This is a genomic window from Streptosporangium sp. DT93, from assembly GCF_049844535.1.
Classification (GTDB): domain Bacteria; phylum Actinomycetota; class Actinomycetes; order Streptosporangiales; family Streptosporangiaceae; genus Streptosporangium.
The window spans coordinates 367,269-391,580 of record NZ_JBNCLF010000003.1 but is presented as its reverse complement, the minus strand read 5'-3'; the positions used below and the strand labels follow the sequence as shown (position 1 = coordinate 391,580).

General features: G+C 71.4%; 18 protein-coding genes and 1 riboswitch. Of the genes, 12 read left to right on the top strand and 6 right to left on the bottom strand.

Annotated elements, in window-relative coordinates; translation table 11 throughout:
• Positions 1-82: 82 nt before the first annotated feature.
• The 4 genes from ACLQ2R_RS09615 to ilvC all read left to right on the top strand — a co-directional run bounded on the left by ACLQ2R_RS09615 (position 83) and on the right by ilvC (position 6,257).
• Positions 83-2,746, top strand: a complete 2,664-nt coding sequence (locus ACLQ2R_RS09615; protein WP_425959008.1) for a putative bifunctional diguanylate cyclase/phosphodiesterase — start codon at positions 83-85, stop codon at positions 2,744-2,746.
• A 175-nt stretch (positions 2,747-2,921) separates the two neighbouring features.
• Entirely contained in the window at positions 2,922-4,715 is a 1,794-nt protein-coding gene (locus ACLQ2R_RS09610) for an acetolactate synthase large subunit (protein ID WP_425959007.1), read from the top strand.
• A complete protein-coding gene (gene ilvN / locus ACLQ2R_RS09605; RefSeq protein ID WP_425959006.1) occupies positions 4,712-5,236 on the top strand; it encodes an acetolactate synthase small subunit in 525 nt (174 codons plus the stop codon). The genes ACLQ2R_RS09610 and ilvN overlap by 4 nt, the downstream gene beginning before the upstream one ends.
• Before the next feature lie 40 nt (positions 5,237-5,276).
• Positions 5,277-6,257 carry a ketol-acid reductoisomerase gene (gene ilvC / locus ACLQ2R_RS09600; RefSeq protein WP_344895955.1) on the top strand — a complete coding sequence of 327 codons (981 nt, stop codon included), beginning with the start codon at positions 5,277-5,279 and terminating at the stop codon, positions 6,255-6,257.
• 316 nt (positions 6,258-6,573) lie between these two features.
• On the opposite strand, the gene ACLQ2R_RS09595 is transcribed toward ilvC, so the two are convergent.
• Positions 6,574-7,530: a CAP domain-containing protein gene (locus ACLQ2R_RS09595; protein ID WP_425959005.1), complete on the bottom strand. Its 957-nt coding sequence runs from the start codon at positions 7,528-7,530 to the stop codon at positions 6,574-6,576.
• 425 nt (positions 7,531-7,955) lie between these two features.
• On the opposite strand from ACLQ2R_RS09595, the gene ACLQ2R_RS09590 reads away from it, so the two are divergent.
• Positions 7,956-9,329: an MFS transporter gene (locus ACLQ2R_RS09590; protein WP_425959004.1), complete on the top strand. Its 1,374-nt coding sequence runs from the start codon at positions 7,956-7,958 to the stop codon at positions 9,327-9,329.
• Positions 9,330-9,426: 97 nt separating this feature from the next.
• Here the strand turns inward: ACLQ2R_RS09590 and ACLQ2R_RS09585 are convergent, their stop codons facing one another.
• Positions 9,427-9,972, bottom strand: a complete 546-nt coding sequence (locus tag ACLQ2R_RS09585; RefSeq protein ID WP_425959002.1) for a DUF1707 and FHA domain-containing protein — start codon at positions 9,970-9,972, stop codon at positions 9,427-9,429.
• A gap of 88 nt (positions 9,973-10,060) precedes the next feature.
• On the opposite strand from ACLQ2R_RS09585, the gene ACLQ2R_RS09580 reads away from it, so the two are divergent.
• The 3 genes from ACLQ2R_RS09580 (at position 10,061) to ACLQ2R_RS09570 (ending at position 14,002) form a co-directional block, all read left to right on the top strand.
• Positions 10,061-10,588, top strand: coding sequence for a PadR family transcriptional regulator (locus ACLQ2R_RS09580; RefSeq protein ID WP_425959001.1), 528 nt, complete (start codon positions 10,061-10,063; stop codon positions 10,586-10,588).
• Positions 10,589-10,649: 61 nt separating this feature from the next.
• Complete coding sequence (locus tag ACLQ2R_RS09575) at positions 10,650-11,357, top strand: ABC transporter ATP-binding protein (protein WP_425959000.1); 708 nt, start codon at positions 10,650-10,652, stop codon at positions 11,355-11,357.
• Positions 11,354-14,002 carry an FtsX-like permease family protein gene (locus tag ACLQ2R_RS09570; protein WP_425958999.1) on the top strand — a complete coding sequence of 883 codons (2,649 nt, stop codon included), beginning with the start codon at positions 11,354-11,356 and terminating at the stop codon, positions 14,000-14,002. Before ACLQ2R_RS09575 ends, ACLQ2R_RS09570 begins: the two co-directional genes overlap by 4 nt.
• 138 nt (positions 14,003-14,140) lie before the next feature.
• On the opposite strand, the gene ACLQ2R_RS09565 is transcribed toward ACLQ2R_RS09570, so the two are convergent.
• Positions 14,141-15,181: a hypothetical protein gene (locus ACLQ2R_RS09565; protein ID WP_425958998.1), complete on the bottom strand. Its 1,041-nt coding sequence runs from the start codon at positions 15,179-15,181 to the stop codon at positions 14,141-14,143.
• Between the two features lie 236 nt (positions 15,182-15,417).
• On the opposite strand from ACLQ2R_RS09565, the gene serA reads away from it, so the two are divergent.
• On the top strand, positions 15,418-17,007 hold the full coding sequence (gene serA, locus ACLQ2R_RS09560) for a phosphoglycerate dehydrogenase (RefSeq protein WP_425958997.1): 1,590 nt from the start codon (positions 15,418-15,420) through the stop codon (positions 17,005-17,007).
• 641 nt (positions 17,008-17,648) lie between these two features.
• Here serA and ACLQ2R_RS09555 read toward each other — a convergent pair.
• A complete protein-coding gene (locus ACLQ2R_RS09555) occupies positions 17,649-18,209 on the bottom strand; it encodes a C40 family peptidase (protein WP_425958996.1) in 561 nt (186 codons plus the stop codon).
• A gap of 39 nt (positions 18,210-18,248) precedes the next feature.
• Positions 18,249-18,474, bottom strand: a riboswitch (cyclic di-AMP (ydaO/yuaA leader).
• Positions 18,475-18,617: 143 nt separating this feature from the next.
• Here ACLQ2R_RS09555 and ACLQ2R_RS09550 point away from each other — a divergent pair.
• Together ACLQ2R_RS09550 and ACLQ2R_RS09545 are read left to right on the top strand one after the other, a co-directional pair.
• A complete protein-coding gene (locus ACLQ2R_RS09550; RefSeq protein WP_425958995.1) occupies positions 18,618-19,664 on the top strand; it encodes a 3-isopropylmalate dehydrogenase in 1,047 nt (348 codons plus the stop codon).
• A 175-nt stretch (positions 19,665-19,839) separates the two neighbouring features.
• Positions 19,840-20,934 carry a branched-chain amino acid aminotransferase gene (locus ACLQ2R_RS09545; RefSeq protein ID WP_425958994.1) on the top strand — a complete coding sequence of 365 codons (1,095 nt, stop codon included), beginning with the start codon at positions 19,840-19,842 and terminating at the stop codon, positions 20,932-20,934.
• 99 nt (positions 20,935-21,033) lie between these two features.
• Here ACLQ2R_RS09545 and ACLQ2R_RS09540 read toward each other — a convergent pair whose 3' ends face one another.
• Complete coding sequence (locus ACLQ2R_RS09540) at positions 21,034-21,621, bottom strand: Uma2 family endonuclease (protein ID WP_425958993.1); 588 nt, start codon at positions 21,619-21,621, stop codon at positions 21,034-21,036.
• 102 nt (positions 21,622-21,723) lie between these two features.
• Complete coding sequence (locus ACLQ2R_RS09535) at positions 21,724-22,377, bottom strand: O-methyltransferase (RefSeq protein WP_425958992.1); 654 nt, start codon at positions 22,375-22,377, stop codon at positions 21,724-21,726.
• Positions 22,378-22,666: 289 nt separating this feature from the next.
• Here ACLQ2R_RS09535 and cimA point away from each other — a divergent pair, with 289 nt between their 5' ends.
• On the top strand, positions 22,667-24,241 hold the full coding sequence (cimA, locus tag ACLQ2R_RS09530) for a citramalate synthase (RefSeq protein WP_425958991.1): 1,575 nt from the start codon (positions 22,667-22,669) through the stop codon (positions 24,239-24,241).
• Positions 24,242-24,312 lie beyond the last annotated feature (71 nt).

Below are 24,312 nucleotides of genomic sequence, written 5' to 3'. Positions count from 1 at the left end.
CACCCGCGCCGGTGGTACGAGCGCGGCGAGCAAGGGACGCCGCGGAGCGAGACACCGTAACGACACCGATGGGCAGACGACATTGATCCGCTGGCGTGACCCCCGGGTACCGCTGACCGCCGCCGCCGTCGGCGTGGCGGGGCTCGTCGCCGCGCTCCTCAGCGGGGCTCCCGTCGTGGTCGTGCAGGCGGTGGCGGGGGTCGTCTCCGCCGCGGCCGCCGCGGGGTCGCTGTTCGCCGCCGCCTCCCGGACGAACGGCCGGCGCAGGGCGCTGGCCTGGCGCTGGCTGGCGGGCGGCTCGCTCACCTGGCTGGCCGGGGTCGGCGTGCGGCCGATCGCGGACGGCGCGCCCTTCGTCGTGACCTTCGCCGACCTGGTGCTGCTGGCCGGTACGGCGATGCTCGCCGTGGGCACCGGCCTCTCGGCGGCCAGGCCCGCCCGGGGGCACGCGCTGCTGCGCGACCTCGCCGACTCCTACGTGTGCGCCGCCTCCATCCTGGTGATCCTCTGGGTGACGCTGGTGGGGCCGGCCTCCCGCGAGGCGGGCGACGCCGGGAACCTCGCGGTCACCTTCGCCTCGCCCCTGTTCTGCCTGATCCTGGCCTGCGTGGTGGGTCCCGCGGTGGTGCCGATCCGCCGGTCGGCCTGGCCGGTCGGCCTGGCCGCGCTGTCCGTGCTGGGCGCCGTCGCGGCCTCCGAGACGATCACCGCGCTGGCCCGGGTGAGCGGTGACACGCCGTCGCTCGCCTGGGTCTGGCCCGCTCCGGTCGCCTTCCTCGTGCTGGCCGCGGTCCCGTGGAGCGGGCCCGCGACGCGGCCGTGGGAGCCCGCCGACGAGGAGACGTCGGTCCGCGAGAGCACCTCCTCGCTGATCGCGGCGGTGCCGCTGCTGCTGGTCGCGGCGGCCACCGTCGTGGTGCTGCTGCGGGTGGCCGGCGGCGGCGCCGTCCAGGGGGCGCCGATGGTCCTGTCCCTGGTGTGCGCGTCGATCGTGGCCGTCCTGGTGGGACGGCTGTTCGTGATGCTGGTGGAGACCGGGCGGCTGCGCCGGCTGGTCCACCTGGGCGAGCGGCAGCTGCACGACCTGGCCGAGAGCACCGGCGACGTGGTCATGGTCTGCGACCACGAGGGCGTGGTGCACCGGATCGGCGAGGGCGTCGAGATCACCTACGGGTACCGTCCCGCCGACCTGGTCGGAGGGTCGATCTTCGACTACATCCATCCCGAGGACGTGCCGGGCATCCGGGCGGCCCTGAGCGTGATGAGCGTCGAGGACGAGCCGGCCGAGGGGCCGGGGGCGTGCATGGTCGCCTGCCGGGTCCGGGCCTCCGACGGCACCTGGCGGCCCGCCGAGTCGGTGGCCACCCGGCACGTGGGCGGCGAGGACCTGCTGCTGGTCACCACCCGCGACGTCAGCGACCAGGAGGCCCTGCGCAACCAGGTCACCCACCTGACCTTCCACGACGGCATCACCGGCCTGCCGAACCGGGCCTACTTCGAGGAGCGCACCAGGGAGGTGCTGGCCCGCCCCGGCACGAGCGGCGCGGCCGTGATCTTCCTGGACCTGGACGGCTTCACCGCGGTGAACGACTCGGTCGGCCACGCCAGCGGCGACTACCTGCTCGGCCAGGCCGCCCGCAGGCTCCGCGCCACCGTACGGGCCGACGACACCCTGGCGCGCTGGGGCGGCGACGAGTTCGCGGTGCTGCTGGAGGGGGCGGCCGACGCCCAGACCGCGGTGGACCTGGCCGAGCGGCTGGTCCGTACGGTCTCCTCCGAGCCGTTCCGGGTGGCCGACCGCGACATCGCGCTGACCGCGAGCGTCGGGGTGGCCTTCGCCGCCGACGACGTCTCCTCCGCCGACCTGATCCGCAACGCCGACGTGGCGATGGCCAGGGCCAAGGAGCTCGGCGGGCGCCGGGTCGAGGTGTTCGCCGCGCACATGCACACCGACGTGGTACGGCGCCTGGAGCTGGCCGCCGACCTGCAGCGGGCGCTGCTGGAGGACCAGTTCGCGATCGAGTACCAGCCGGTGGTGGACCTGGCCACCTCGCGGGTCACCGCGGTCGAGGCGCTGGTGCGCTGGTGCCGGGCCGGGGAGTCCGTGCCGCCCGAGCAGTTCCTCGGGCCGGCCGAGGACACCGGCCTGATCGTGCCGCTGAGCGAGTGGATCCTGCGGGAGGCGTGCCGCGAGGTGGCCGCCTGGCGCGCCTCGGCGTGGGAGATCGGGCTCTCGCTGAACCTGTCGGCCCGCCAGATCATGGCGCCCCGCTTCGTGGAGACCGTCGAGTCGGCCCTGGGCGACAGCGGTCTGCCGCCCAGCGCGCTGACCCTGGAGGTCATCGAGGAGATGCTGGTCGAGGACGCCGACGAGACCATCGTCCGCCTGTCGGAGCTGCGGGCCCTCGGCGTCCGGCTGGCCATCGACGACTTCGGCACCGGGTACGCCTCGCTGGCGCTCCTGCGGCAGCTCCCGGTCGACATGATCAAGATCGATCCGTCCTTCGTGTCCGGGCTCGGCCGCGACGAGACGCTGACCCTGCTGACCCGCACGATCGTGCGGCTCGGCCACGATCTGGGGCTGATCGTGGTGGCCGAGGGCATCGAGCGGCCCGAGCAGCTGGAGCTGCTGCGCGAGATGGGCTGCACGCGCGGCCAGGGGTTCCTGGTGGCGCGCCCGATGGCGGCGCGCGGCGTCGACTCGCTGATGCGCACCAGCCTCTCCAGCCTCGGCACCCCCGCCTGAGCTCATATCTCACGATCTGAGATACCTGTCCATGGATTTGACGTGGACACGCCTGGTCGGCCATGGTGGAGCCATGCAGCTTCACCGTGGGATTCTCGTAGTACTTCGCCGGCGCGCAGGCCGATAGCGAAGCACTCCGACCTGCGCGCCGCCCCAGCTCCGCCGACCAGGTGGAATGGGGCCTTTTTTATGCCATCACGCATGCTCAGCCACAAGGAACGAGCCGATGACCGAACAGATGACAGGAGCCCAGGCCCTCGTGAGGGCGCTGGAGAACGTCGGGGTCGACACCGTGTTCGGGATCCCCGGCGGCGCGATTCTGCCCGCCTACGATCCGCTCTACGACTCGACCAAGGTCCGGCACGTGCTCGTACGGCACGAGCAGGGCGCCGGGCATGCGGCACAGGGGTACGCGCAGGCCACCGGCAGGGTCGGGGTCTGCATGGCCACCAGCGGCCCCGGCGCGACCAACCTGGTCACCCCGATCGCCGACGCGTACATGGACTCGGTCCCGATCGTCGCGATCACCGGCCAGGTGGCCAGTGCCGCGATCGGCACCGACGCCTTCCAGGAAGCCGACATCTCCGGCATCACCATGCCGATCACGAAGCACAACTTCCTGATCACCGAGGCCGCGGACATCCCCAGGACGATCGTGGAGGCCTTCCACATCGCCTCCACCGGCCGTCCGGGCCCGGTGCTGGTCGACATCGCCAAGGACGCCCTCCAGGCGAAGATGACCTTCCAGTGGCCGGTCGTCATGCAGCTTCCCGGCTACCGCCCGGTGACCCGGCCGCACTCCAAGCAGATCCGCGAGGCGGCCAAGCTGATCGCCGAGGCCAGGCGGCCGGTCCTGTACGTGGGCGGCGGCGTGCACCGGGCCGGGGCGTCGCCGGAGCTGCTGGAGTTCGCCGAGCTGACCGGCATCCCGGTGGTCACCACGCTGATGGCGCGGGGCACCTTCCCCGACAGCCACCCCCAGCACATGGGCATGCCCGGCATGCACGGCTCGGTGTCGGCCGTCGGCGCGCTGCAGAAGTCCGACCTGCTCATCGGCCTCGGCGTCCGCTTCGACGACCGCGTCACCGGTGACCTGTCGACCTTCGCCCCGTACGCGAAGGTCGTGCACGCCGACATCGACCCGGCGGAGATCTCCAAGAACCGGCACGCGGACGTCCCGATCGTGGGCGACTGCAAGGAGGTCCTCACCGAGCTGATCACCACGGTGCGCAACGAGGGCCGCAAGGGCGACTACGCCGACTGGTGGACGGCGCTGAACACCTACAAGGCGACCTACCCGCTGGGCTACACCGAGTTCGAGGACGGCTCGCTGGCCCCGCAGTACGTCATGCAGCGGCTGAGCGAGATCGTCGGCCCGGACGCGATCTACACCGCGGGCGTGGGCCAGCACCAGATGTGGGCCGCCCAGTTCATCGGCTACGAGAGGCCCGGCAGGTTCATCAACTCCGGCGGCGCCGGCACGATGGGCTTCTCGCTGCCCGCGGCGATGGGCGCCAAGATGGGCCGTCCCGACACCACGGTCTGGGCCATCGACGGCGACGGCTGCTTCCAGATGACCAACCAGGAGCTCGCCACCTGCACGATCGAGGGCGTGCCGATCAAGGTCGCGATCATCAACAACGGTAACCTGGGCATGGTCCGCCAGTGGCAGACGCTCTTCTACAACAAGCGGTACTCCAACACCGACCTGCAGACGGTGCGCAGGATCCCCGACTTCGTCAAGCTCGCCGAGGCGTACGGATGCGTGGGCCTGCGCTGCGAGCGGCCCGAGGACGTGGACGCCACGATCCGCAAGGCGATGGAGATCAACGACGTGCCCGTCGTCATCGACTTCGTGGTGCACCAGGACGCCATGGTGTGGCCGATGGTCGCAGCCGGGACCAGCAACGACGACATCAAGTTCGCGCGCGACATGGCGCCGGTGTGGGACAGCGAGGACGACGCATGAGCAGGCACACGCTCTCGGTGCTGGTGGAGAACAAGCCGGGCGTGCTGGCGCGCGTCTCGGCGCTGTTCAGCCGGCGCGGGTTCAACATCGACTCCCTGGCGGTCGGGCCGACCGAGCACGCGGACATCTCCAGGATGACCATCGTGGTCAACGTCGACGACCTCCCGCTGGAGCAGGTCACCAAGCAGCTCAACAAGCTCGTCAACGTGTTGAAGATCGTGGAGCTGGACCCGGCGCAGGCGGTGCAGCGCGAGCTCACGCTGATCAAGGTGCGGGCCGACTCGGAGAACCGCTCCAGCGTGCTGGAGCTGGTCAACCTGTTCCGGGCGCGCTGCGTCGACGTCTCCTCGGACGCGGTGACCATCGAGGTCACCGGGACGCCGGACAAGCTGCAGGCCTTCATCAAGGTCCTCGAACCGTTCGGCATCAAAGAGCTCGTCCAGTCGGGCATGGTGGCCATCGGCCGCGGAGCCCGTTCCATCACCGACCGTTCTCTCCGGGCCCTGGACCGGACCGCGTAACGCGTGCTGAGAAACCCGAAAGGTTAAGCAAGTGACTGAGATCTTCTACGACGACCAGGCCGACCTGTCGATCATCCAGGGCCGGCACGTCGCCGTACTGGGATACGGCAGCCAGGGGCACGCCCACGCGCTCTCGCTGCGCGACTCAGGGGTGGATGTCCGGGTCGGCCTGCCCGAGGGCTCCAAGAGCCGGGAGAAGGCCGAGGCCGACGGCCTGCGCGTGCTCGCTCCCGCGGAGGCCGTCGAGGAGGCCGACCTGACCATGATCCTCGCGCCGGACCACATCCAGCGTCACCTGTACGCCGACCACGTGGCCCCGAACCTGGTCGAGGGCGACGCGCTCTTCTTCGGGCACGGTCTCAACATCCGCTACGGCCTCATCGAGGCGCCCGAGGGCGTGGACGTGGCCATGGTCGCGCCGAAGGGTCCCGGTCACCTCGTGCGCCGCCAGTACACCGCGGGCCGCGGCGTGCCGTGCCTGGTCGCCGTGGAGAAGGACGCCAGCGGCAACGCCCTGGAGCTGGCCCTGTCGTACGCCAAGGGCATCGGCGGCACCCGCGCCGGCGCGCTGCGGACGACCTTCAAGGAGGAGACCGAGACCGACCTGTTCGGTGAGCAGGCCGTGCTCTGCGGCGGCGTGTCCGAGCTGATCAAGGCCGGTTTCGAGACGCTGATCGAGGCGGGTTACCAGCCCGAGGTCGCCTACTTCGAGTGCCTGCACGAGATGAAGCTGATCGTCGACCTGATGTACGAGGGCGGCATCCACAAGATGTACTGGTCGGTCTCGGACACCGCCGAGTACGGCGGCTACTCCCGCGGCCCGCGCGTGGTGACCCCGGAGACCAAGAAGGAGATGCAGCGCATCCTCGCCGAGATCCAGTCCGGCGAGTTCGCCAAGGAACTGGTCGAGGAGTTCGACGGCGGCCAGAAGAAGTTCACCGCCTACCGCGACGAGCTGGCCGAGCACCCGATCGAGAAGACCGGCGCCAAGCTCCGCCCGATGATGAGCTGGCTCAAGTAGGACGTCCCGTCCCGTCCCGTCCCGTCCCGTCCCGTCCCGCGCCGGCTCGTGCCGGTTCGCCCATGTGAGCGAGCCCGTGTGAGCGAGCCCGTGTGAGCCGATGCGTGTCGGCGAGTGTCGGCCCGCACGGTTTCGACCTGACAGGTTTCGGCCTGATCGGCGAAGGCCCGCGCCCCCGCGACGCGTTCACGTCGCGGGGGCGCGGGCCTTCGTGCCGGAGTGCCTGGAGTGCCCGGTGGGCTTGGAGGGCCCGGTGGGCTTGGAGGGCCCGGTGGGCTTGGAGGGCACCGGGCTCAGGGCCCGGTGCCCGGGTGACTCAGTGCTTGGCGAAGTTCTGGGTCCAGTAGATGCCCCGGGGGCTGTTGGCCACGCCCACCCCGAGGTGGGTGTAGCCGCAGTTCATGATGTTGGCGCGGTGGCCGGAGCTGTTCATCCAGGCGGTGACGACATCGGCGGGGGTCCGCTGTCCCATCGCGATGTTCTCCGCCCAGGCGCGCTTCGGGCTGAACCCGCTGGCGTTGATGCGGTCGGTCATGTCCCGGCCGTCCTGGGAGGTGTGGCTGAAGTAGTTCTTGGCGGCCATGTCGTCGGAGTGGCCCTGGGCGGCCGAGCGCAGCTGCGGGTCGGAGACCAGGGGGGCGCACCCGCCCTTCTGCCGCTCGGCGTTGGTCAGGCGCACCACCTCCTCGGAGAGGGAGGAGCCCGGCTGGTTGCCGGGGGAGGTCGCGGTGGTGGTCGGCTTGGGGGTGCTCGTCGGCCTGGTGGTGGGGCTGGTGGTCGGCTTGGCCGTCGGGCTGGTCGTCGGCTTGGCCGTCGGGCTGGTCGTCGGCTTGGCCGTCGGGGTCGCCGTGGGACGGGTGGTGGGGCTGGTCGTGGGGGTGGGGGTCGGGGAGGTGCTGGGGGAGCAGCCGATCCTGACCGGCCTGGAGCGGCCGACGTTGCCCCGGTAGTCGGTGACGACGGTGTAGTAGACGCCGGGGGCGCACCGCAGGCGCACCGTCACCCGGCCGTTGGTCCCGCGCTGGGACGTGCTCTTGACGACGGGGTCGGCACCCGGCACGGCCCGCTTGATGCGGATGCGGACCAGGGCGGTGTCGTCACAGCCCAGGCGCGCGGCGGAGGCCTGGATCCGTCCCGCGGGGGTGACACGGGGTTTGGCGGCGTACACGCGACACTCGGCCGGGGGAGAGGCCGCGGCGTGAGCCGTGGCGATCGGCGTGCTGAGGGCCGCCAGGCTCCCGAGGCAGAGAAGTAGCCCTAGCGGTCTGCGCATGTCGTGTTCCTCCAGTTGGTAGACGCTGGACGGATCCGCATTCTGTCGGTGACGGAACACCCTTGTCAGCAAATTCCGGACATTCATCTGAGGTACAGGTAAACCAGAGTGATCCCAGAGGCGTCAGGGGCGGCCGTTCCGCGGGCCCGTCCGGACGTTCGTTACGGCCTGAACACCCGTTTCGTGACCTGGCTGAGCTGGACATCCACCGTTCCGGCCGATCGCCGCCGCCGCCCCGGGATCTCGCGGGTCCGACGGCCCGGCACCGCGAAAAAAATCATGGACCCGTGCCGGAGAAATCATGACCTCACGCCGGGCCCCGCACCAGTCCGCGATGATCGCCATCCGGCGGCGACGAGGGATGATTCCGGACATTCGTCCGGCCGGGACCTACCCAGTGCCCACGCGCTGCGATTGAATGTGGCATGGTCTCCCCGGCGACACCCCCCGCCGTCACCGTGCCGCGCGGAGTGCGCGTCGGTTACGGCATCGGCTCGATCTGCACCGCGACGTTCTCCACGGTCCCCGGGCTGCTGCTGCTGTTCTACATGACGAACGTGCTGGCGGTGCCCGCCTGGATCGCCGGCGCCGTGGCCTTCCTCCCCAAGCTCTGGGACGTCGTCATCAACCCGTGGGTGGGCCAGCGCTCCGACCGCACGGTCTCCCGGTTCGGGGCCCGGCGCCCGTGGATGCTCCTGGGCGCGGCCACCCTCCCGCCCGCGTTCGCCCTCACCTTCGCGGGCCCGCCGCTCACCGGCATGACGGCGGCGCTGTACGTCGGGGTCTGCTACTTCCTCACCGCGACGGCCTACGCCTTCTACGAGGTGCCCTACAAGGCGATGGCCGCGGAGATGACCGACGACTACCACGAGCGGTCCTCCCTGCTGCAGTGGAGGATGGTCTTCATCGGCCTGGGCATCCTGCTGGCGGGGGCCGGCGCCCCGGCGATCGCCGGCGACGACGCCGCCGGCTACCGGACCATGGGCCTGGTCATCGGCGGGGTGCTGCTGCTGGCCATGCTCGGCTCGTTCCTCGGCACCGCCCGTGCCCCGGTGGTCGGCCGCGCCGAGGCCGAGTCCTCGATCGTCGCCCAGTTCGCCGCGGCCCGCTCCAACCGGACGTTCATGGTGCTGCTCGGCTTCAGCTGCTCCCAGATGTTCGCGGCCGGCATCATGCTGGCCGGGGCGCCGTACTTCGCCACCTACACGCTGGGGAATCCCGCGGGGACCACCACGCTCTTCGTCTGTCTCGTCGGCCCGCTGCTGATCACCATGCCGCTCTGGGTCCGGCTGTCCAAGCGCTACGACAAGCGCGGCGCGATGCTCCTGGCCTCGGCGCTGTTCCTGACGGGCACCGTCGCGATGGTCCTCTCCGACTCCCTCGGCTCGCTGTACGCGCACGCGTGCGTGCTCGTGGTCGGCATCGGCTACGCCGGATTCCAGCTGCTGCAGTTCTCGATGCTCTCCGACGTGATCGTCCACGACGCCCTGGTCACGGGGAAGCGCCGGGCGGGGGTGTTCACCGGCCTGTGGACGGCCGCCGAGACCGTGGTCTTCGCGTCCGGCGCGCTGGTGCTCGGCTGGCTGCTCGGGGCCACCGGGTTCATCGAGTCCGACCCCTCCACGCCGGTGACGCAGCCCGAGGCGGCGACCACCGCGGTGCTGTACGGCACGACGCTGCTGCCGGCGTTCCTGATGGGGGTCAGCATCCTGCTGGTCTCCCGCTACACCCTGACCGCCGAGAAGATCGCCGAAGCCCAGGCGACCGGACCCCGGGCGACCGGACTCCGAGACATCTGAAGGAACCACCGAGGCCCGAGCGGCCGGGGCGACCCGGCGCCGGGCACTTCTCCGGCCACAGGGCGGTACGTCCGCCGGGGCCGGGTGCCTCTCGACGTCAGAGGGGCTGTGGCGTGACCATCATGAAGCCGCAGTCGCCGAAGGAGACGACGTCGCCGGGCCGGACCTTCGCCGGGCCGACCAGGCGCCAGTCGTTCAGCCGGGTGCCGTTGAGCGAGCCCAGGTCGACCAGGATCCAGCCGTCCTCGTCGCGGCGGAGCTCGGCGTGCACCCGTGAGACGGTCAGGTCGGCGAGGATCAGGTCGCAGGAGGAGCCGCGGCCGACCACGTAGCGGGTCCTGCCGTCGCCGGGCAGTGCCAGCCGGGGCATCCTGGGCCTGCGCCAGGCCGACTCCACCCGCTTGGTGAAGTCGGAGGCCGAGGAGACGGCCTCGGTGACGATGCGGCGCAGCCGGCCGCGCTGCGGCAGGTCGGCGACCAGGTGGTCGAGCTCGCCCTGGTTGCGCGCGCGCAGGGCCATGTCGACCCGGCCGAGGAACGTGTCGTGCGAGAGGCGGCCCTCGACGGCGCGGTCACGGAGCTCGCTGATCGCACGATCGCGATCCCCGTCGGAGGCGCGGGACGGGGGATGCGGCGAGCTCATCCTCCGAGTATCGGCCCCGGGGGCGGAACCTGTCCAGAATACGCGGATCTCTTGCGGTAGGCATACTCCGTATGCATACTCAGTATTCATGGCGATCCGACAGGGGCTCCTCGCCCTGCTGAGCAGGGGACCTCGCTACGGCTACCAGTTGCGCGCCGAGTTCGAGACGTCGACGGGGGCGACCTGGCCGCTCAACATCGGCCAGGTCTACACGACGCTCTCCCGCATGGAACGCGACGGCGTGGTGAGTCCCGGCGAGCAGGACGCGCAGGGCCGGGTCGTCTACTCGATCACCGGGGCCGGTCTGGCCGAGATGGAGCGATGGTTCGGCACCCCCGTCGCCCAGTCGGACCGGCCCCGGGACGAACTGGTCATCAAGCTCGCGATGGCGGTCGCCGCGGGCGCGGACGTGCGGCCGATCATCCAGGGCCAGCGCACCGCGACCATGCGCACGCTGCAGGAGTTCGTCCGCGCCAGGCACGCGAGCGCCGAGAGCCCCGCGCAACGGCTGGTGCTCGAATCGATGATCTTCCAGGCCGAGGCCGAGCAGCGCTGGCTCGACCACTGCGAGGCCGTGCTCACGGCCTCCCCCCGCACGCAGGAGAAGGACAGTTGACATTCCCACCGCAACCACCGCCACCGTCACCGACACGGATCCGCACGCAGGGAGGCCCCCGATGACCGCCGACCAGGTCGTACGCCTCGACCGGGTGACCCGCACGCACGGTGAGGGGCCGCAGGCCGTGACGGCGCTGCGCGAGGTCAGCCTCGACGTCGGCTCCGGGGAACTGGTCGCGGTCATGGGGCCCTCGGGGTCCGGCAAGTCGACCCTGCTCAACCTGGCCGGCGGCCTCGACACGCCCACCTCGGGCTCCGTGACCGTGGAGGACACGCCGCTGTCGAGCCTGACGACCGCCGAACGGGCCGGTCTGCGGCGCAGGCGCGTGGGCTACGTCTTCCAGGATCTCAACCTGATCCCCTCGCTGACGGCGCTGGAGAACGTCACGCTCCCCCGCGAGCTGGACGGGGTCGCCCTCAGGACCGCGCGCGGCGAGGCGATGCGGGTGCTCGCCGAGGTCGGGCTCCGCGCGATCGCCGACCGATTCCCCGACGAGATCTCCGGAGGCCAGCGCCAGCGGGTCGCCATCGCCCGCGCGCTGGTGGGGGAGCGGCGGCTGATCCTGGCCGACGAGCCCACCGGAGCGCTCGACACCCCCACCGGCGACGAGATCCTCCAGCTCCTGCGCGTCCGCTGCGACGCCGGGGCCGCCGTGCTCCTCGTCACCCACGAGCCCCGCTACGCCGCCTGGGCCGACCGCGTGGTCTTCCTGCGCGACGGCGAGATCGCCGACTCCACCGCCGCCCCGCTGGAGAGCGCCCGATGAGCGCCCTGCTCGCCGCGCTGCGCCTCTCCCGCCGCGGGATCGGACGCGCCAGGGCACGGAGCGCGCTGATCATGTTCATGATCGGCCTCCCGGTCATGCTGCTAACCGCGGGCCTGACCTGGCAGGCCACCGTGGACGTGAACGCCAGGGAGGGGTTGAGCCGAACCCTCGGCACGGCCGACGCCCAGGTGGAGGGAAGGGCGATCGGCGCGCCGGTCCGGCAGAGCGCCGACGGCGGGCGTGCCCACGAACAGACGTACGCCGGCATGACGCCGGACAGGGCGCTGACCGAACGTGAGGTCCTCTCCCTCTTCGGGACGGGCAGCCGCGCGCTGCCCTGGCGCCAGTCCTGGACCGGCTATCGGGCGACCGGCGCCTATCGGCAGGTCGACCTGCGGGAGCTCGACCTGCGTGATCCGATCACCACGGGCATGTACGAGCTGTCGGCCGGGCGCCTGCCGAGAACGCCCCGGGAGGTGGCGGTGAGCCCGGAACTCGGACTGGTACCGGGGACCGGCATCACGCTGGACGGCGCGGGCGCCGTCACCGTGGCCGGCGTCGTCGAACGCCGGAGCGCCGAAACACCGGGGATCGTCGTCCTGCCCGGGACCGTCCGTGGAGCGGCCTTGGGCGCCGCCCCGACGGCCTGGCTCGTCGACACGCCCTCTCCGGTCACCTGGAAGCGGGTCGCCGAGATCAACCGGCACGGTGTCGCGGTCGTCTCACGGGCGGTGATCGAGGATCCTCCGCCGCCGGGGAAAGGCCCCGCCGATCCCCTCCCGCCGCCGCGAGGGGGAGACGTCGACCTCGTCGTGATCGCCCTCGCCGCGACGATCGTCGTGCTGCAGGTCGTCTTCCTGACCGGGCCGGCGTTCGCCGTCGGCATCCGCCGCCGCCGGCGCGAGCTCGCGCTGATCGCCTCCCAGGGCGGTTCCCCCCGCCACCTGCGCGGCGTCGTCCTCGCCGACGGCCTCACCCTCGGCCTCGCGGCCTGCGTGCTCGGTGCCGCGGGCGGGATCGGGCTGGCCGCGGCTCTCACGCCGTTCTTCCGTCACGGCCCCTTCGAGGTGCCCGCCGGCCCGATCGCGCTCGTCGTGCTCCTCGGGGTGGCGAGCGCGCTGCTCGCGGCCCTCGTCCCAGCGGTCCAGGCGTCGAGGGCCGAGCCGGCGGAGGCGCTGGCCGGCCGCCGGAGCCGGGTCAGGGACCGCCGGGGGATGCCCGTGCTGGGCCTGGTGCTGCTGGTCGGCGCGGCGGCGGTCATCGTCACCGGTGGCGTCCTTCGCGAGTGGGCGCTGTGGCCGATCCCGGACGACCAGCTGTCCACGGTCGACCTGCTGGTGAGCGTGCTCCTCGGCCAGCTCGGGATGGTGCTGCTGACGCCGTGGCTGGTCGGCGTGGTGGCGCGAACGGCCGGACGGCTGCCGCTGCCGTTCCGGATGGCCGCCAGGGACGCGGCGCGCAACCGGGGCCGCACGGCTCCGGCCGTGACCGCGGTGCTGGTGGCGACCACCATCTTCGCCGCCACGGCGGTGATGGTCTCCAGCCAGAGTGCCAGGGCACGGGAGACCTACACCCCCGCCTACGTGACGGGGACCACGGTGGTGTCGGCCGGCTATTCCTGGTCCGACCCCCGGCCCGGATCTCGGCAGACGGTCCGGTCCGAACTCAGACGGACCGTCACCTCCCTCCTGCCGGGAGTGCCGGTGATCGAGATGGGAGGGCTCGCCGACTCCGCCTCCCGGCCGGTCGATGCGGTGGTGGGGTCCCTCTGCGAGGAGGAATGTTCGCCACGCGACCTTCGCCGAAGGGCCAGGGTCCTCGTCGGGGGAGCCGATCTGCTCCGTTACCTGCTACGCGGTCCCGACCCCGCCGCGGAGGCCACCCTCGCCGCGGGCAAGGCGGTGGTCTTCGACCCGCGGGCGCTGCGCGACGGAACGCTGACCCTCACCGTCGTCGGGCGGAGCACGGGCGTCGAGCATTCGGTGCCCGCCGTGTTCCGGCGCCCTCCAGGCGGACCGGTGGTGTCGGCGCTGCTCCCCTCCTCCGAGGCGTCCAGGCTCGGCCTCGTCGTGGCGTACGACACCCTCCTGGTCGATCCGGCCGTGCTGCATACCACCACCGAGCAGGAGCGGCGGCTGCACGAGGCGGTGCGGGTCGTCACCCCGTCGGCCTTCGCCACGGTCGAGCGGGGCTTCCGGGACGACGACGCCAGGAAGGCGCTCGCCATCGCCGCCCTCGGCGCCGCGATCCTGATCCTCGGGGCCACGTTCGCCGCGACCGGGCTGGCCGCGGCCGAGAGCCGCCCCGACCGGGCCACACTGGCCGCCGTAGGGGCACCGGCCCGCACCCAGCGCCTTCTCGTCGCCGGGCAGGCCGGGTTCATCGCCGGTCTGGGCGTCGCGACGGGGATACCGGCCGGGCTGGCCGCGGGCGTGATGGCCGTCCTCGGCATGAACGCACGCGATCAGGCCGAGCTGAGCGCGATGTCCGGCGTGACGCTGGAGGGGCAGTCCATCGTCATGTACCTGCTCGACGTGCCCTGGCTCGTGCTGGGGGGAGTGCTGGTCGGCCTGCCGCTGCTGGCTGCGCTGGTGGCGGGGGCGTACGCCCGGACGGGTGTGGTGTTCGCCCGCCGCCTGGCCTGACCGGCCCCGGAGCCCGGCCCGGACGGCCCCGCCGCCCGACCGGGCCCGAGCCGGAAGGCGCTTCCGCCCGATCCGACCGGTTCCGCCCGCCGATCCGAACGTCCGGCCCGCCCGGCGTCGCCGGGCGGGCCGGAACCGTCAGTCGGTGACGTCGGCGCAGACCACGTGGGCGCCCAGCTCGATCATCCGCTGCTCGCTGCGCGCGTCGGCGACCCGGGCCATCAGGATCGGCGCCTCGCTGGCGGCGAGCTGCGGCAGCCGGGCCCGTACCCCCCGGTGGATGTCCCTGACCACGTCCTCTGCCGCGGACATGTGCACCTTGACGTGCAGCATGATCCCGGGGGCGCCCGAGGAGGTGCCGGCCTCGGAGATCCACACGTGGTGGACGAGCGGGTAGTCGACGAGCAGGTGCGAGATCGCGGCGCGCAGCGCGGGCAGAATCGGGTGGTCGCACCGGCGGTAGCCCGGGTCGACCATCTGCATCGGGCCCGACAGGTGCGGCCGGGGGGCCGGGATCCACGACGAGGCGGGCGCGGCGGGCACCGGGGTCCGCGGCCGGCTCTGCGGGGAGGGGGCCTGCGGCGCGGGAGGCTGCGGGTAGGAGGTCTGCGGGTGGGGAGGCTGCGGGTGAGAAGGAGGCTGCTGAGCCGGGCCCTGCGGGTACGAGCCCTGCGAGGGCCTCGGTGCGGGCCTCTGCGGGGACGGGGCCTGGGGGTGCGCGCTTCTCGGCGGCGCGGCCTGCGGGTGTGCCGGCGCGGGACGCGAGACCGTGGCCATCGCCCCGGTCGCGTACGCGGTGGGCGTCACGCTCGACAGCACCGGGGTGGGCCCGGTGCGCGTCGAGAGCAGGTAGCGCTGGAGATCCTCGATCGGCACGGCCGCGGCCGCCGGGCCCGCCGCGTCGATCACGATCTCCCGCACCCCGGTGACGCGCTGGATGTCGAGGACGGTGTCGGCGTCGCACGCGGAGAGCGAGTGGCTGCCGCGGTGCCGCGCGTAGGTGTCCGCGGAGGTGTATCCGAGCAGGACACGTTCACCGGCCTGGGTCGTGCCGAGCACGACCGACCGGTCGGGTCGCACGGCGACCAGGAGTCCCCATTCCGCGAGTGCCGCAAGCAGCCGGTGCGGCTCGCCGTGCTGCGCGAGCACGGTGCCGAGAGCGGGGTTCCCGATGCTCATATGAGGAACGATAGGTAGTGGACCACGGCTTATCAGGGTAATCGCGAAGTTTTCTTTGGATCAATACCAACTTGACGTCCGAAGCATGGGATGTCGTGACGGCGGGTAACGCGTCCTGCGCCATCCCGGGTCAGGCCCTACCCCGTCTCGGATCGCGGGACACTCGTGAACGCGTTCACAAGCGCCGATAGACTACGTGAGGTCCGTGCACCTCACCGCCTAGTAAGGATCTGCCTGTGAACAAGCCCGTCGTACTGGTCGCCGAGGAACTCTCCGAGGCCGGTCTCGCGGTTCTGGGCGCGGACTTCGAAGTCCGCCACACCGACGGCGCCGACCGCGCCCAGTTCCTGCCCGCCCTCGCGGGCGTGGACGCCCTGATCGTGCGCAGCGCCACCCAGGTGGACGCCGAGGCGATCGCCGCCGCCCCCCGGCTCCGCGTGGTCGCCCGCGCCGGCGTCGGCCTGGACAACGTCGACGTGGAGTCGGCCACCAAGGCCGGCGTCATGGTCGTCAACGCGCCCACCTCCAACATCACCAGCGCCGCCGAGCACACCGTGGCCCTGATCCTCGCCTCCGCCCGCAACGTCGCCCAGGCGCACTCCGCGCTCAAGGCCGGCGAGTGGAAGCGCTCGAAGTACACCGGCGTGGAGCTGGACGAGAAGGTCGTCGCGATCCTCGGCCTCGGCAAGATCGGCCAGCTGGTGGCCCAGCGCCTCCAGCCGTTCGGTGTCGAGCTGATCGCCTACGACCCCTACCTGCAGCCGGCCCGCGCCGCGCAGATGGGCGTCCGCCTGGTCACGCTGGAGGAGGCGCTGCGCGAGGCCGACTTCATCACCGTGCACCTGCCCAAGTCCAAGGAGACCATCGGTCTCATCGGCGACAGGGAGCTGCACCAGGTCAAGCCGAACGTGCGCCTGATCAACGTCGCCCGCGGCGGCATCATCGACGAGAACGCCCTCTACTCCGCGATCAAGGAGGGCCGCGTCGCCGGCGCCGGCATCGACGTGTTCCCCAAGGAGCCGGTCACCGACAGCCCGCTGTTCGAGCTGGACCAGGTCGTGGTCACCCCGCACCTGGGCGCCTCGACCCACGAGGCCCAGGAGAAGGCCGGCACCCAGGTCGCGCGGAGCGTGAAGCTCGCCCTGGCCGGGGAGTTCGTGCCGGACGCGGTCAACGTCCAGGGCGGCGCCGTCGCCGAGGACGTCAAGCCGGGCCTGCCGCTGGCCGAGAAGCTCGGCCGGGTGTTCACCGCGCTCGCGGGCGAGGTCGCCACCAAGCTCGACGTCGAGGTGCGCGGAGAGATCGCCTCCCACGACGTCCGGGTGCTGGAGCTGGCCGCCCTCAAGGGCGTCTTCACCGACGTGGTCGAGGACTCGGTCACCTACGTCAACGCCCCGCTGCTGGCCAAGGACCGCGGTGTCACGGTCGAGCTGATCACCAGTTCCGACAGCCCCGACTGGCGCAACGTGGTGACGGTCCGCGGCGTGCTCGCCGACGGCCGCGCCGTCTCGGTCTCGGGCACCCTGGCCGGGCCGAGGCAGATCACGAAGATCGTCGAGGTCAACGGCTACCAGATGGAGATCGAGCCGACCGACCACCTGTCGTTCTTCACCTACACCGACCGTCCCGGCATCGTCGGCGTGGTCGGCCGCATCCTCGGCGACCACTCGATCAACATCGCCTCGATGCAGGTGGCCCGGGACGCCAAGGGCGGCAAGGCCCTGATCGCGCTCACCGTCGACACCGCCATCCCGGCCGACGTGATCGACCAGATCGGCGCGGAGATCGGCGCCGACAGCGGCCGCTCGGTCGACCTGACCGACTGACGGACGAGTCGCGCTGCGGCCCCGACCCACGTGGGACGGGGCCGCAGCGGTGCCCGCCACACCCGGCCGGGCCGGGGTTCGGCCGACGCCCGCCCCACTGGGACCGGGCCCGGCGGGCACCCGTCCGCCGTCTCGGCATGTGAGAAGTGTGTACGCGGGGCGAGACGCTCCCCGCGGTGCCGGGTACCCTGAACGGAGATGCGACGGGTGTTCGTACCGTTCACCCGCCGCGGCGGGGCCTGACAGGGGCAGGCCGGCGGCCCGCCACGGTGTCCGTGGCCCTCGCCGGTTGTGAACCCTCCGTCCGCCGGTCCGTGACCCGGACCGCGGCATCGGGCCCGGTCCGAGTCCTGACCGGAGTCTCGGCCACCTTCACCGCTCACACGCGACCGAGACGAGATCCGCCATGTACGAGATGTATGCCTGGAACCGCCCGGACGAGAACGAGAACGAGGCGGTCGACGCCCTCCAGACCGCTCTGGACCGCCGCGACAACGGCGGCTCGCCCACCCGCGGCTGACGGGCGGACGGGCGGGGTCACCCGCCGGCGGCGAACGGCGCCGCACGAGGTGGGAGACGGCGTCGTCCGCCGATGACGGACGGCGGGTCGTCCGCCACCGGGTCCCGTGACGGGCCGGGGGTCATCCGCCGGCGAGGGGTCCGGCCGCGCGCTCGATGCGCTCGGCCAGTTCGACCCCCTCGGGGTCGGGGCGCACCCCGCCGGCGAAGGCGGCGCGCCGCCAGGAGCTCAGCCGCTCCTCCTTGACCACGTCCCCGCTGCGCGGGGCGTGCACCATGTACCCGGGCTTCGTGATCATTCCGACGTGCCCGAGGCCGCTGAAGAAGACCAGGTCCCCCGGTCTCAGATCCTTCCAGGCGATCTTCGCGGAGAACGCCTCGTACTGGTCGGAGGACACGCGGGGCAGCGTGATGCCGGCCGCCTCGTAGGCGCGGAGCATCAGCCCCGAGCAGTCGAAGCCGCCGCGGCCGGTGCCGCCCCAGGAGTAGGGCGTGCCGCGCTTGGACATCGCCCAGCTCAGGGCCTTCTGCCAGGCGGGACGCAGGGACGCGGCCCTCAGCGCTCCCCTCAGGGCGGGCATGCCGAGCGCGGCGGGCCCGGGGGCGGGCAGGGGCGAGGCGGCCGGTGTCACGGCGTGGGCCGCGGCCGGGGTCGCGAGCACCGCGGTCCCGGCGACGAGCACGGACGCGACGCGAGAGCAGACTGTGCCGTACAGAATCGTTCGTTCCTTCCATGGGGCCGGCCGGGTGAGCTGTCGGGCTCGGGCGTGGAGGCCGCCCTACGGCGCGGGAGCGCGCCGACTCGCCCCGAGGGACCTGCCGGGCGTACGGGAACGCGCTCCGGTCAGGAGCGGGATTCCCGGGCCCGGACGGATCCCGGCAAGAGTGGTTCCCCGGCTTCGTCCGCATCGATAAGGATGATCCGGACGAATTAGGCATGAATCTGAACGATGAGGACCATAACCAAACACCATGAAACGGTCAATATAGACTAAAAATGGGCAAAACGATCAAAAGTCGCTCGGATGGAAAATCTGTCCGAGGAATGAGACCGGTGTTCAAGCATCGAGACGGCCCGGTAGGGTGACGGCATGGATTCGCGTAACATCCGCCTGGCGGTCATCCCCGGGGACGGGATCGGGGTCGAGGTCGTCACCGAAGGGCTGAAGGTCCTCGAAGCCGTCGGCACGAAGGTGGAGACCACCACCTACGATCTCGGCGCCAAGCGCTACCACGAGACCGGCGAGACGCTGCCCGCCGGCGTCCTGGAGGAGCTGCGCGGGTACGACGCGATCCTGCTCGGCGCGGTCGGCGACCCCAGCGTGCCCCCGGGCGTGCTGGAGCGCGACCTGCTGCTCAAGCTCCGCTTCCGGCTCGACCACTACGTGAACCTGCGGCCGGTCAAGCTCTTCCCCGGCGTGGAGACCCCCCTGGGCAGGGCCCGGCCGGAGGACATCGACATGGTCGTCGTCCGCGAGGGGACCGAGGGGCCCTACGCCGGCGCCGGTGGCGTGATGCGCCACGGCACCCCGCACGAGATCGCCACCCAGGAGTCGCTCAACACCGCGTACGGCGTCGAGCGCGTGGTGCGCTACGCCTTCGACAAGGCCCTGTCGCGCCCCCGCAGGAAGCTGACGCTGGTCCACAAGACCAACGTGCTCACCTACGCCGGCGACCTGTGGGCCCGCACCTTCGCGAGGGTCGGCCAGGAGTATCCCGACGTCCGGACCGACTACTGCCACGTCGACGCGGCCTCGATGTTCTTCGTCGGCCAGCCCGAGCGCTTCGACGTGATCGTCACCGACAACCTCTTCGGGGACATCCTCACCGACATCGGCGCGGCGATCGCCGGCGGCATCGGCCTGGCGGCCAGCGGCAACGTCAACCCCGACCGCACCGCGCCGAGCATGTTCGAGCCGGTCCACGGCAGCGCCCCCGACATCGCGGGCCAGGGCAAGGCCGACCCGACCGCCACGATCCTGTCGGTCGCCATGCTCCTGGACCACCTGGGCCTGGCCTCCGAGGCCGCCCGGGTCGAGCGGGCCGTGGCCGACGACCTGGCCGAGCGGGCCGCCGGCGGGGCCGGACGGACCACCCGCGAGATCGGCGACGACATCACCGCCCGAGTAGCCGGCTGAGGAAGCCGCCCACCTCGACCCAGACGCGCCTGGCGGCTCACCCGAGCCGCCGGGCGCGTTTTCGTTTTTCCGCCCCGCTGACGGATTTCGTCGGCGATGCAGTAGTTTCCCGTTACCCGGTCCAACGCAGAATGGACGCAAGGGTAAGCCAGACACCAAGAGAAGGATCCGTGTCATGACCACCGCTCAGAAGCTCAGCTTCGACGTGCAGCTCTCCGACCACGCTCGCACCACGGCCGAGCGTGAGCGGGTAATGACGAGCCCGGGGTTCGGCCAGGTCTTCAGCGACCACATGATCTCCATCGACTACACCGAGGGCGAGGGCTGGCACGACGCCCGGCTCACCCCGTACGGGCCGCTCGTCCTCGATCCGGCGACCTCGGTCTTCCACTACGCGCAGGAGCTCTTCGAGGGGCTCAAGGCCTACCGCCAGGAGAACGGCGCGATCGTGACCTTCCGCCCGGAGGCCAACGCCGCCCGGTTCAACGCCTCGGCGCTGCGGATGGCCATGCCCGAGCTGCCGGAGGAGACGTTCGTCGAGTCGCTGGAGCTGCTCGTCCAGGCCGACCGCGACTGGGTCCCCACCACGCCCGGGCACAGCCTCTACCTGCGCCCCTTCATGATCGCGACGCAGCCCGCGCTCGGCGTCAACTACCCCTCCAGGACCTACCGGTACATGGTGATCGCCGGCCCGGCGGCGGCCTACTTCGGCGGCGGCAAGGCCGTCTCGGTGTGGCTCTCCACCGAGTACACCCGCGCCGCCCCCGGTGGCACCGGGTTCGCCAAGTGCGGCGGCAACTACGCCGCGGCGTTCGTGGCCCAGCGCCAGGCCGTCGAGCAGGGCTGTGACCAGGTGGTCTGGCTGGACGCGAGCGAGCACCGCTACGTCGAGGAGATGGGCGGGATGAACCTGTTCTTCGTCTACGGCGACCGGCTGCTCACCCCGGCGCTGACCGGCACGCTCCTGCCCGGCATCACCCGCGACTCCATCCTCACCCTCGCCGGAGACCTGGGCCTGCGGGCCGAGGAGGGGCGCCTGTCGATCGAGGAGTGGCAGAGCGGCTGCGAGTCGGGCGAGCTCACCGAGGTCTTCGCCTGCGGCACCGCCGCGGTCGTCACCTCCGTCGGCACGGTCAAGGGCGCCGACCGCGCGTGGACGATCGGCGACGGCACCCAGGGCCCGGTCACCGCGAAGATCCGTGAGGAGCTCGTGGGCATCCAGTACGGCTCCCGCCCCGACCCGCACGCCTGGGTCCACAAGATATGCTAGTCGCCACGGGAAGGCCCGGGTCCGCCGGGGCGGGTGGCCGCCACCCGCGCGTGAAAGGGCCCGGCCTTCCCGGGCCGGACCCGGTCACGCGCGGCAGATTCAGTCCTCGATCAGCCTGCCGGTGTCGATCGTGACGTCCCACGGCGCGGGAAGCTCGAGTGGCTTGCCGAGCGATTCGGTGACCTCGTCGGCGTACCCCTCCGGTCCCGGCCGGCTGAGCAGCCTGAACCGGTTCGCGAACGTGTCGACCACGAGGTAGAGCGGCACTCCCGCGAGCGCGTAGGCACGAGGCTTGACCACATGGTCGTCGTGAACGCTGCTCGGAGAGACGACCTCGACGACCAGCAACGTGGCGTTCGCGTAGATGTGGCTGGGATCCCAGAGCGGGGCATCGGGGGGAACGACCACCAGATCAGGCTCGAAGCGATCCCCTTGCACGTGCAGGAGGAGCTTGACCTGCGGATAGAGCCACCATCCCTTCTCTGTCGAGAGCGGCATGAGCTGTGCCATCAGCTGGCAGACGACCTTCGCGTGGGCGATCGTGGGCATCTCCCTCACCACGATCCGGCCGTTGACGAGCTCGATCCGGTGATTCTCGAACCGCTCGACGAGCTCCAGGTAGAGCCGCTCGACATGCTTGCGTTCCGTGAGCTGGTACGCGGCCGATCTCTCCATGAGCATTCCCATGGTCTCATCCTTCCCTCCGCGACGGTGAGCGCCACGTGCTCTTCATGTGACGTAAAGTAATCGAAAAACGCAAAGCTCACGCGAGGATCGGGAAAGTTCTCGTCAGTGCTTTCGAATCATGGTGAGGCCGTCGGAGATGGGGAGCATGACCGAGGTGACCCGCTCGTCGGCGCTGACCAGGTCGTTGAACGCGCGGACGTGCCGGACCGTCTCGTCGTCGCTGGCGGGATCGGCGACCTGGCCCCTCTGCAGTGTGTTGTCGACCAGGATCAGCCCGCCCGGGGCCAGCCGCTCCATCAGGAGCTCGTAGTAGACCGGGTAGTTGACCTTGTCGGCGTCGATGAACGCCAGGTCCACGGCGGGGTGCTCGGGAAGCTCGCGCAGCCGCTCGGCCGCGGGGCCGATCCGCAGGTCGATGAGCTCGGCCACCTGCGCCTTCTCCCAGTACCTGCGGGCGATCGCGGTCCATTCCTCGCTCACGTCGAAGCAGGTGAGCCCGCCGCCGGGGGCGAGCCCGCGGGCCAGGCAGATGGAGGAGTAGCCGGTGAAGGTGCCCACCTCCACCGCGTTCCTCGCTCCGCAGAGCTGGGCGATCATCGTGAGGAGGCTCCCCTGGTCGGGGGAGATCTGCATCCCCGCGCGGTCACCGGTCAGCTCGCGGGTCTCGACCGCGAGGGCGTCGAGGACGTCGTCGGGCAGGGTGGTGTGGGCGAGCAGGTACTGTCCCACGGCGGGGTCGAGGTAGGTGGCTTTCATGGCGGCCATTCTGGCCCGTGCGGGCCGGTCGTGGCGAACCGTTTGGCATTGTGACGAGCAGCGCGCCGACGCGCCGACGATCTCGGATGGTGAGATCGATGTGTCAGATGGTGTCGGCGTGTGGCAGACTCCGAGGCATCATGTTCTACGGTCTGCTCATTATCGGCAGGCGCGCCGGCTGAAAAGGGACACCGCCGGCGCGCAGACCTCTCACGTCCGTGAGGGGTCATTTTTGTTTCCGGAGCCGGACTGCGCGCGGCGGATCATCGAACCCGCGAAGGAGAACGACATGGCCGACGATCGCTTCCACGTGTACGACACGACTCTCCGTGACGGAGCCCAGCAGGAGGGGCTCAATCTCACGGTGGCCGACAAACTGGTCGTCGCGCGTCACCTGGACGGCCTCGGCGTCGGCTTCATCGAGGGCGGCTGGCCGGGCGCCAACCCCAAGGACACCGAGTTCTTCAGGCGGGCTCGAACAGAGCTGGACCTGAAGCACGCGCAGCTCGCCGCGTTCGGCGCGACCCGCCGGGCAGGTGTGAAGGCCGCCGACGACCCGTTGGTCGCCGCGCTGCGCGAATCCGGCGCGCCGGTCGTGACCCTTGTCGCCAAGAGTCACGACCGGCACGTGGAGCTGGCCCTCCGCACGACCCTGGAGGAGAACCTCGCGATGATCCGCGACACGGTCTCCCATCTTCGCGCGGAGGGCCAGAGAGTCTTCCTCGACGCCGAGCACTTCTTCGACGGCTACGCCTCCAACCCGGCGTACGCGCTGGAGGTCCTGCGCGTCGCGGCCGAGGCGGGGGCCTCGGTGATCGCGCTCTGCGACACCAACGGCGGCATGCTCCCCGACGAGCTGGCCGACGTGGTGCACGCCGCCGCCGCGACGTCCGCGAGGATCGGCATCCACTGCCACGACGACACCGGCTGCGCGGTCGCCAACTCGCTGGCCGCGGTGAAGGCGGGCGCCACCCACGTGCAGGGCTGCGCCAACGGCTACGGCGAACGCTCGGGCAACGCCAACCTGTTCACCGTCGTGGCCAACCTCCAGCTCAAGCGGGGGTTCGACCTGGTGCCCCGGGAGGCGCTGGCGGACATGACCAGGATCGCCCACGCGATCACCGAGGTCACCAACGTCACCCCCAACTCGCACGCCCCCTACGTGGGCGTCTCCGCCTTCGCGCACAAGGCCGGGCTGCACGCCAGCGCGATCAAGGTCGACCCCAACCTCTACCAGCACATCGACCCCGCCGAGGTCGGCAACGACATGCGCATGCTCGTCTCGGACATGGCCGGGCGCGCCTCGGTCGAGCTCAAGGGCCGCGAGCTGGGCTACGAGCTGGGCCCGGACACCTCGCGGGAGCTGGTCAACCGGGTCAAGGAGATGGAGTCCAAGGGCTACACCTTCGAGGCCGCCGACGCCTCCTTCGAACTGCTGCTCCGCGACACCGTCGCGGGCGAGCGCAGGCGCCACTTCCAGGTCGAGTCCTGGAGGGTGATCGTCGAACGGTCCCGGAGCGGAGAGGTCGTCAGCGAGGCCACCGTGAAGCTGCACGCCAAGGGCGAGCGGATCGTCGCCACCGGCGAGGGCAACGGCCCCGTCAACGCCCTCGACCGGGCCGTACGGCTGGGTCTTGAGCGGCTCTACCCCGAGCTGGCCGTGGTCGAGCTGATCGACTACAAGGTGCGCATCCTGGAGGGGACGCACGGCACCGACGCGGTCACCCGCGTGCTGATCACCTCAAGCGACGCGGCCGGGGAGTGGTCCACGGTCGGCGTCGACGAGAACATCATCGAGGCGTCCTGGCAGGCGCTGGAGCAGGCCGTCACCTACGGCCTGCTGCGGGCGGGCCACACCGCCTGAGGACGCGCCGGTCCCCGGCCGGAGAGCCGGGGACGAGGCACCACCCGGGACGGGGAACCGTCCTGGGCCAG

Bases quoted from the DNA above. Each gene is read 5' to 3' on its own strand.
- ACLQ2R_RS09610 (WP_425959007.1), top strand. From the start codon at position 2,922: ATGGGGCCTTTTTTATGCCATCACGCATGCTCAGCCACAAGGAACGAG.
- ilvN (WP_425959006.1), top strand. From the start codon at position 4,712: ATGAGCAGGCACACGCTCTCGGTGCTGGTGGAGAACAAGCCGGGCGTG.
- ACLQ2R_RS09595 (WP_425959005.1), bottom strand. From the start codon at position 7,530: ATGCGCAGACCGCTAGGGCTACTTCTCTGCCTCGGGAGCCTGGCGGCC.
- ACLQ2R_RS09590 (WP_425959004.1), top strand. From the start codon at position 7,956: ATGGTCTCCCCGGCGACACCCCCCGCCGTCACCGTGCCGCGCGGAGTG.
- ACLQ2R_RS09585 (WP_425959002.1), bottom strand. From the start codon at position 9,972: ATGAGCTCGCCGCATCCCCCGTCCCGCGCCTCCGACGGGGATCGCGAT.
- ACLQ2R_RS09580 (WP_425959001.1), top strand. From the start codon at position 10,061: ATGGCGATCCGACAGGGGCTCCTCGCCCTGCTGAGCAGGGGACCTCGC.
- ACLQ2R_RS09575 (WP_425959000.1), top strand. From the start codon at position 10,650: ATGACCGCCGACCAGGTCGTACGCCTCGACCGGGTGACCCGCACGCAC.
- ACLQ2R_RS09570 (WP_425958999.1), top strand. From the start codon at position 11,354: ATGAGCGCCCTGCTCGCCGCGCTGCGCCTCTCCCGCCGCGGGATCGGA.
- ACLQ2R_RS09565 (WP_425958998.1), bottom strand. From the start codon at position 15,181: ATGAGCATCGGGAACCCCGCTCTCGGCACCGTGCTCGCGCAGCACGGC.
- ACLQ2R_RS09550 (WP_425958995.1), top strand. From the start codon at position 18,618: ATGGATTCGCGTAACATCCGCCTGGCGGTCATCCCCGGGGACGGGATC.
- ACLQ2R_RS09545 (WP_425958994.1), top strand. From the start codon at position 19,840: ATGACCACCGCTCAGAAGCTCAGCTTCGACGTGCAGCTCTCCGACCAC.
- ACLQ2R_RS09540 (WP_425958993.1), bottom strand. From the start codon at position 21,621: ATGGGAATGCTCATGGAGAGATCGGCCGCGTACCAGCTCACGGAACGC.
- ACLQ2R_RS09535 (WP_425958992.1), bottom strand. From the start codon at position 22,377: ATGAAAGCCACCTACCTCGACCCCGCCGTGGGACAGTACCTGCTCGCC.
- cimA (WP_425958991.1), top strand. From the start codon at position 22,667: ATGGCCGACGATCGCTTCCACGTGTACGACACGACTCTCCGTGACGGA.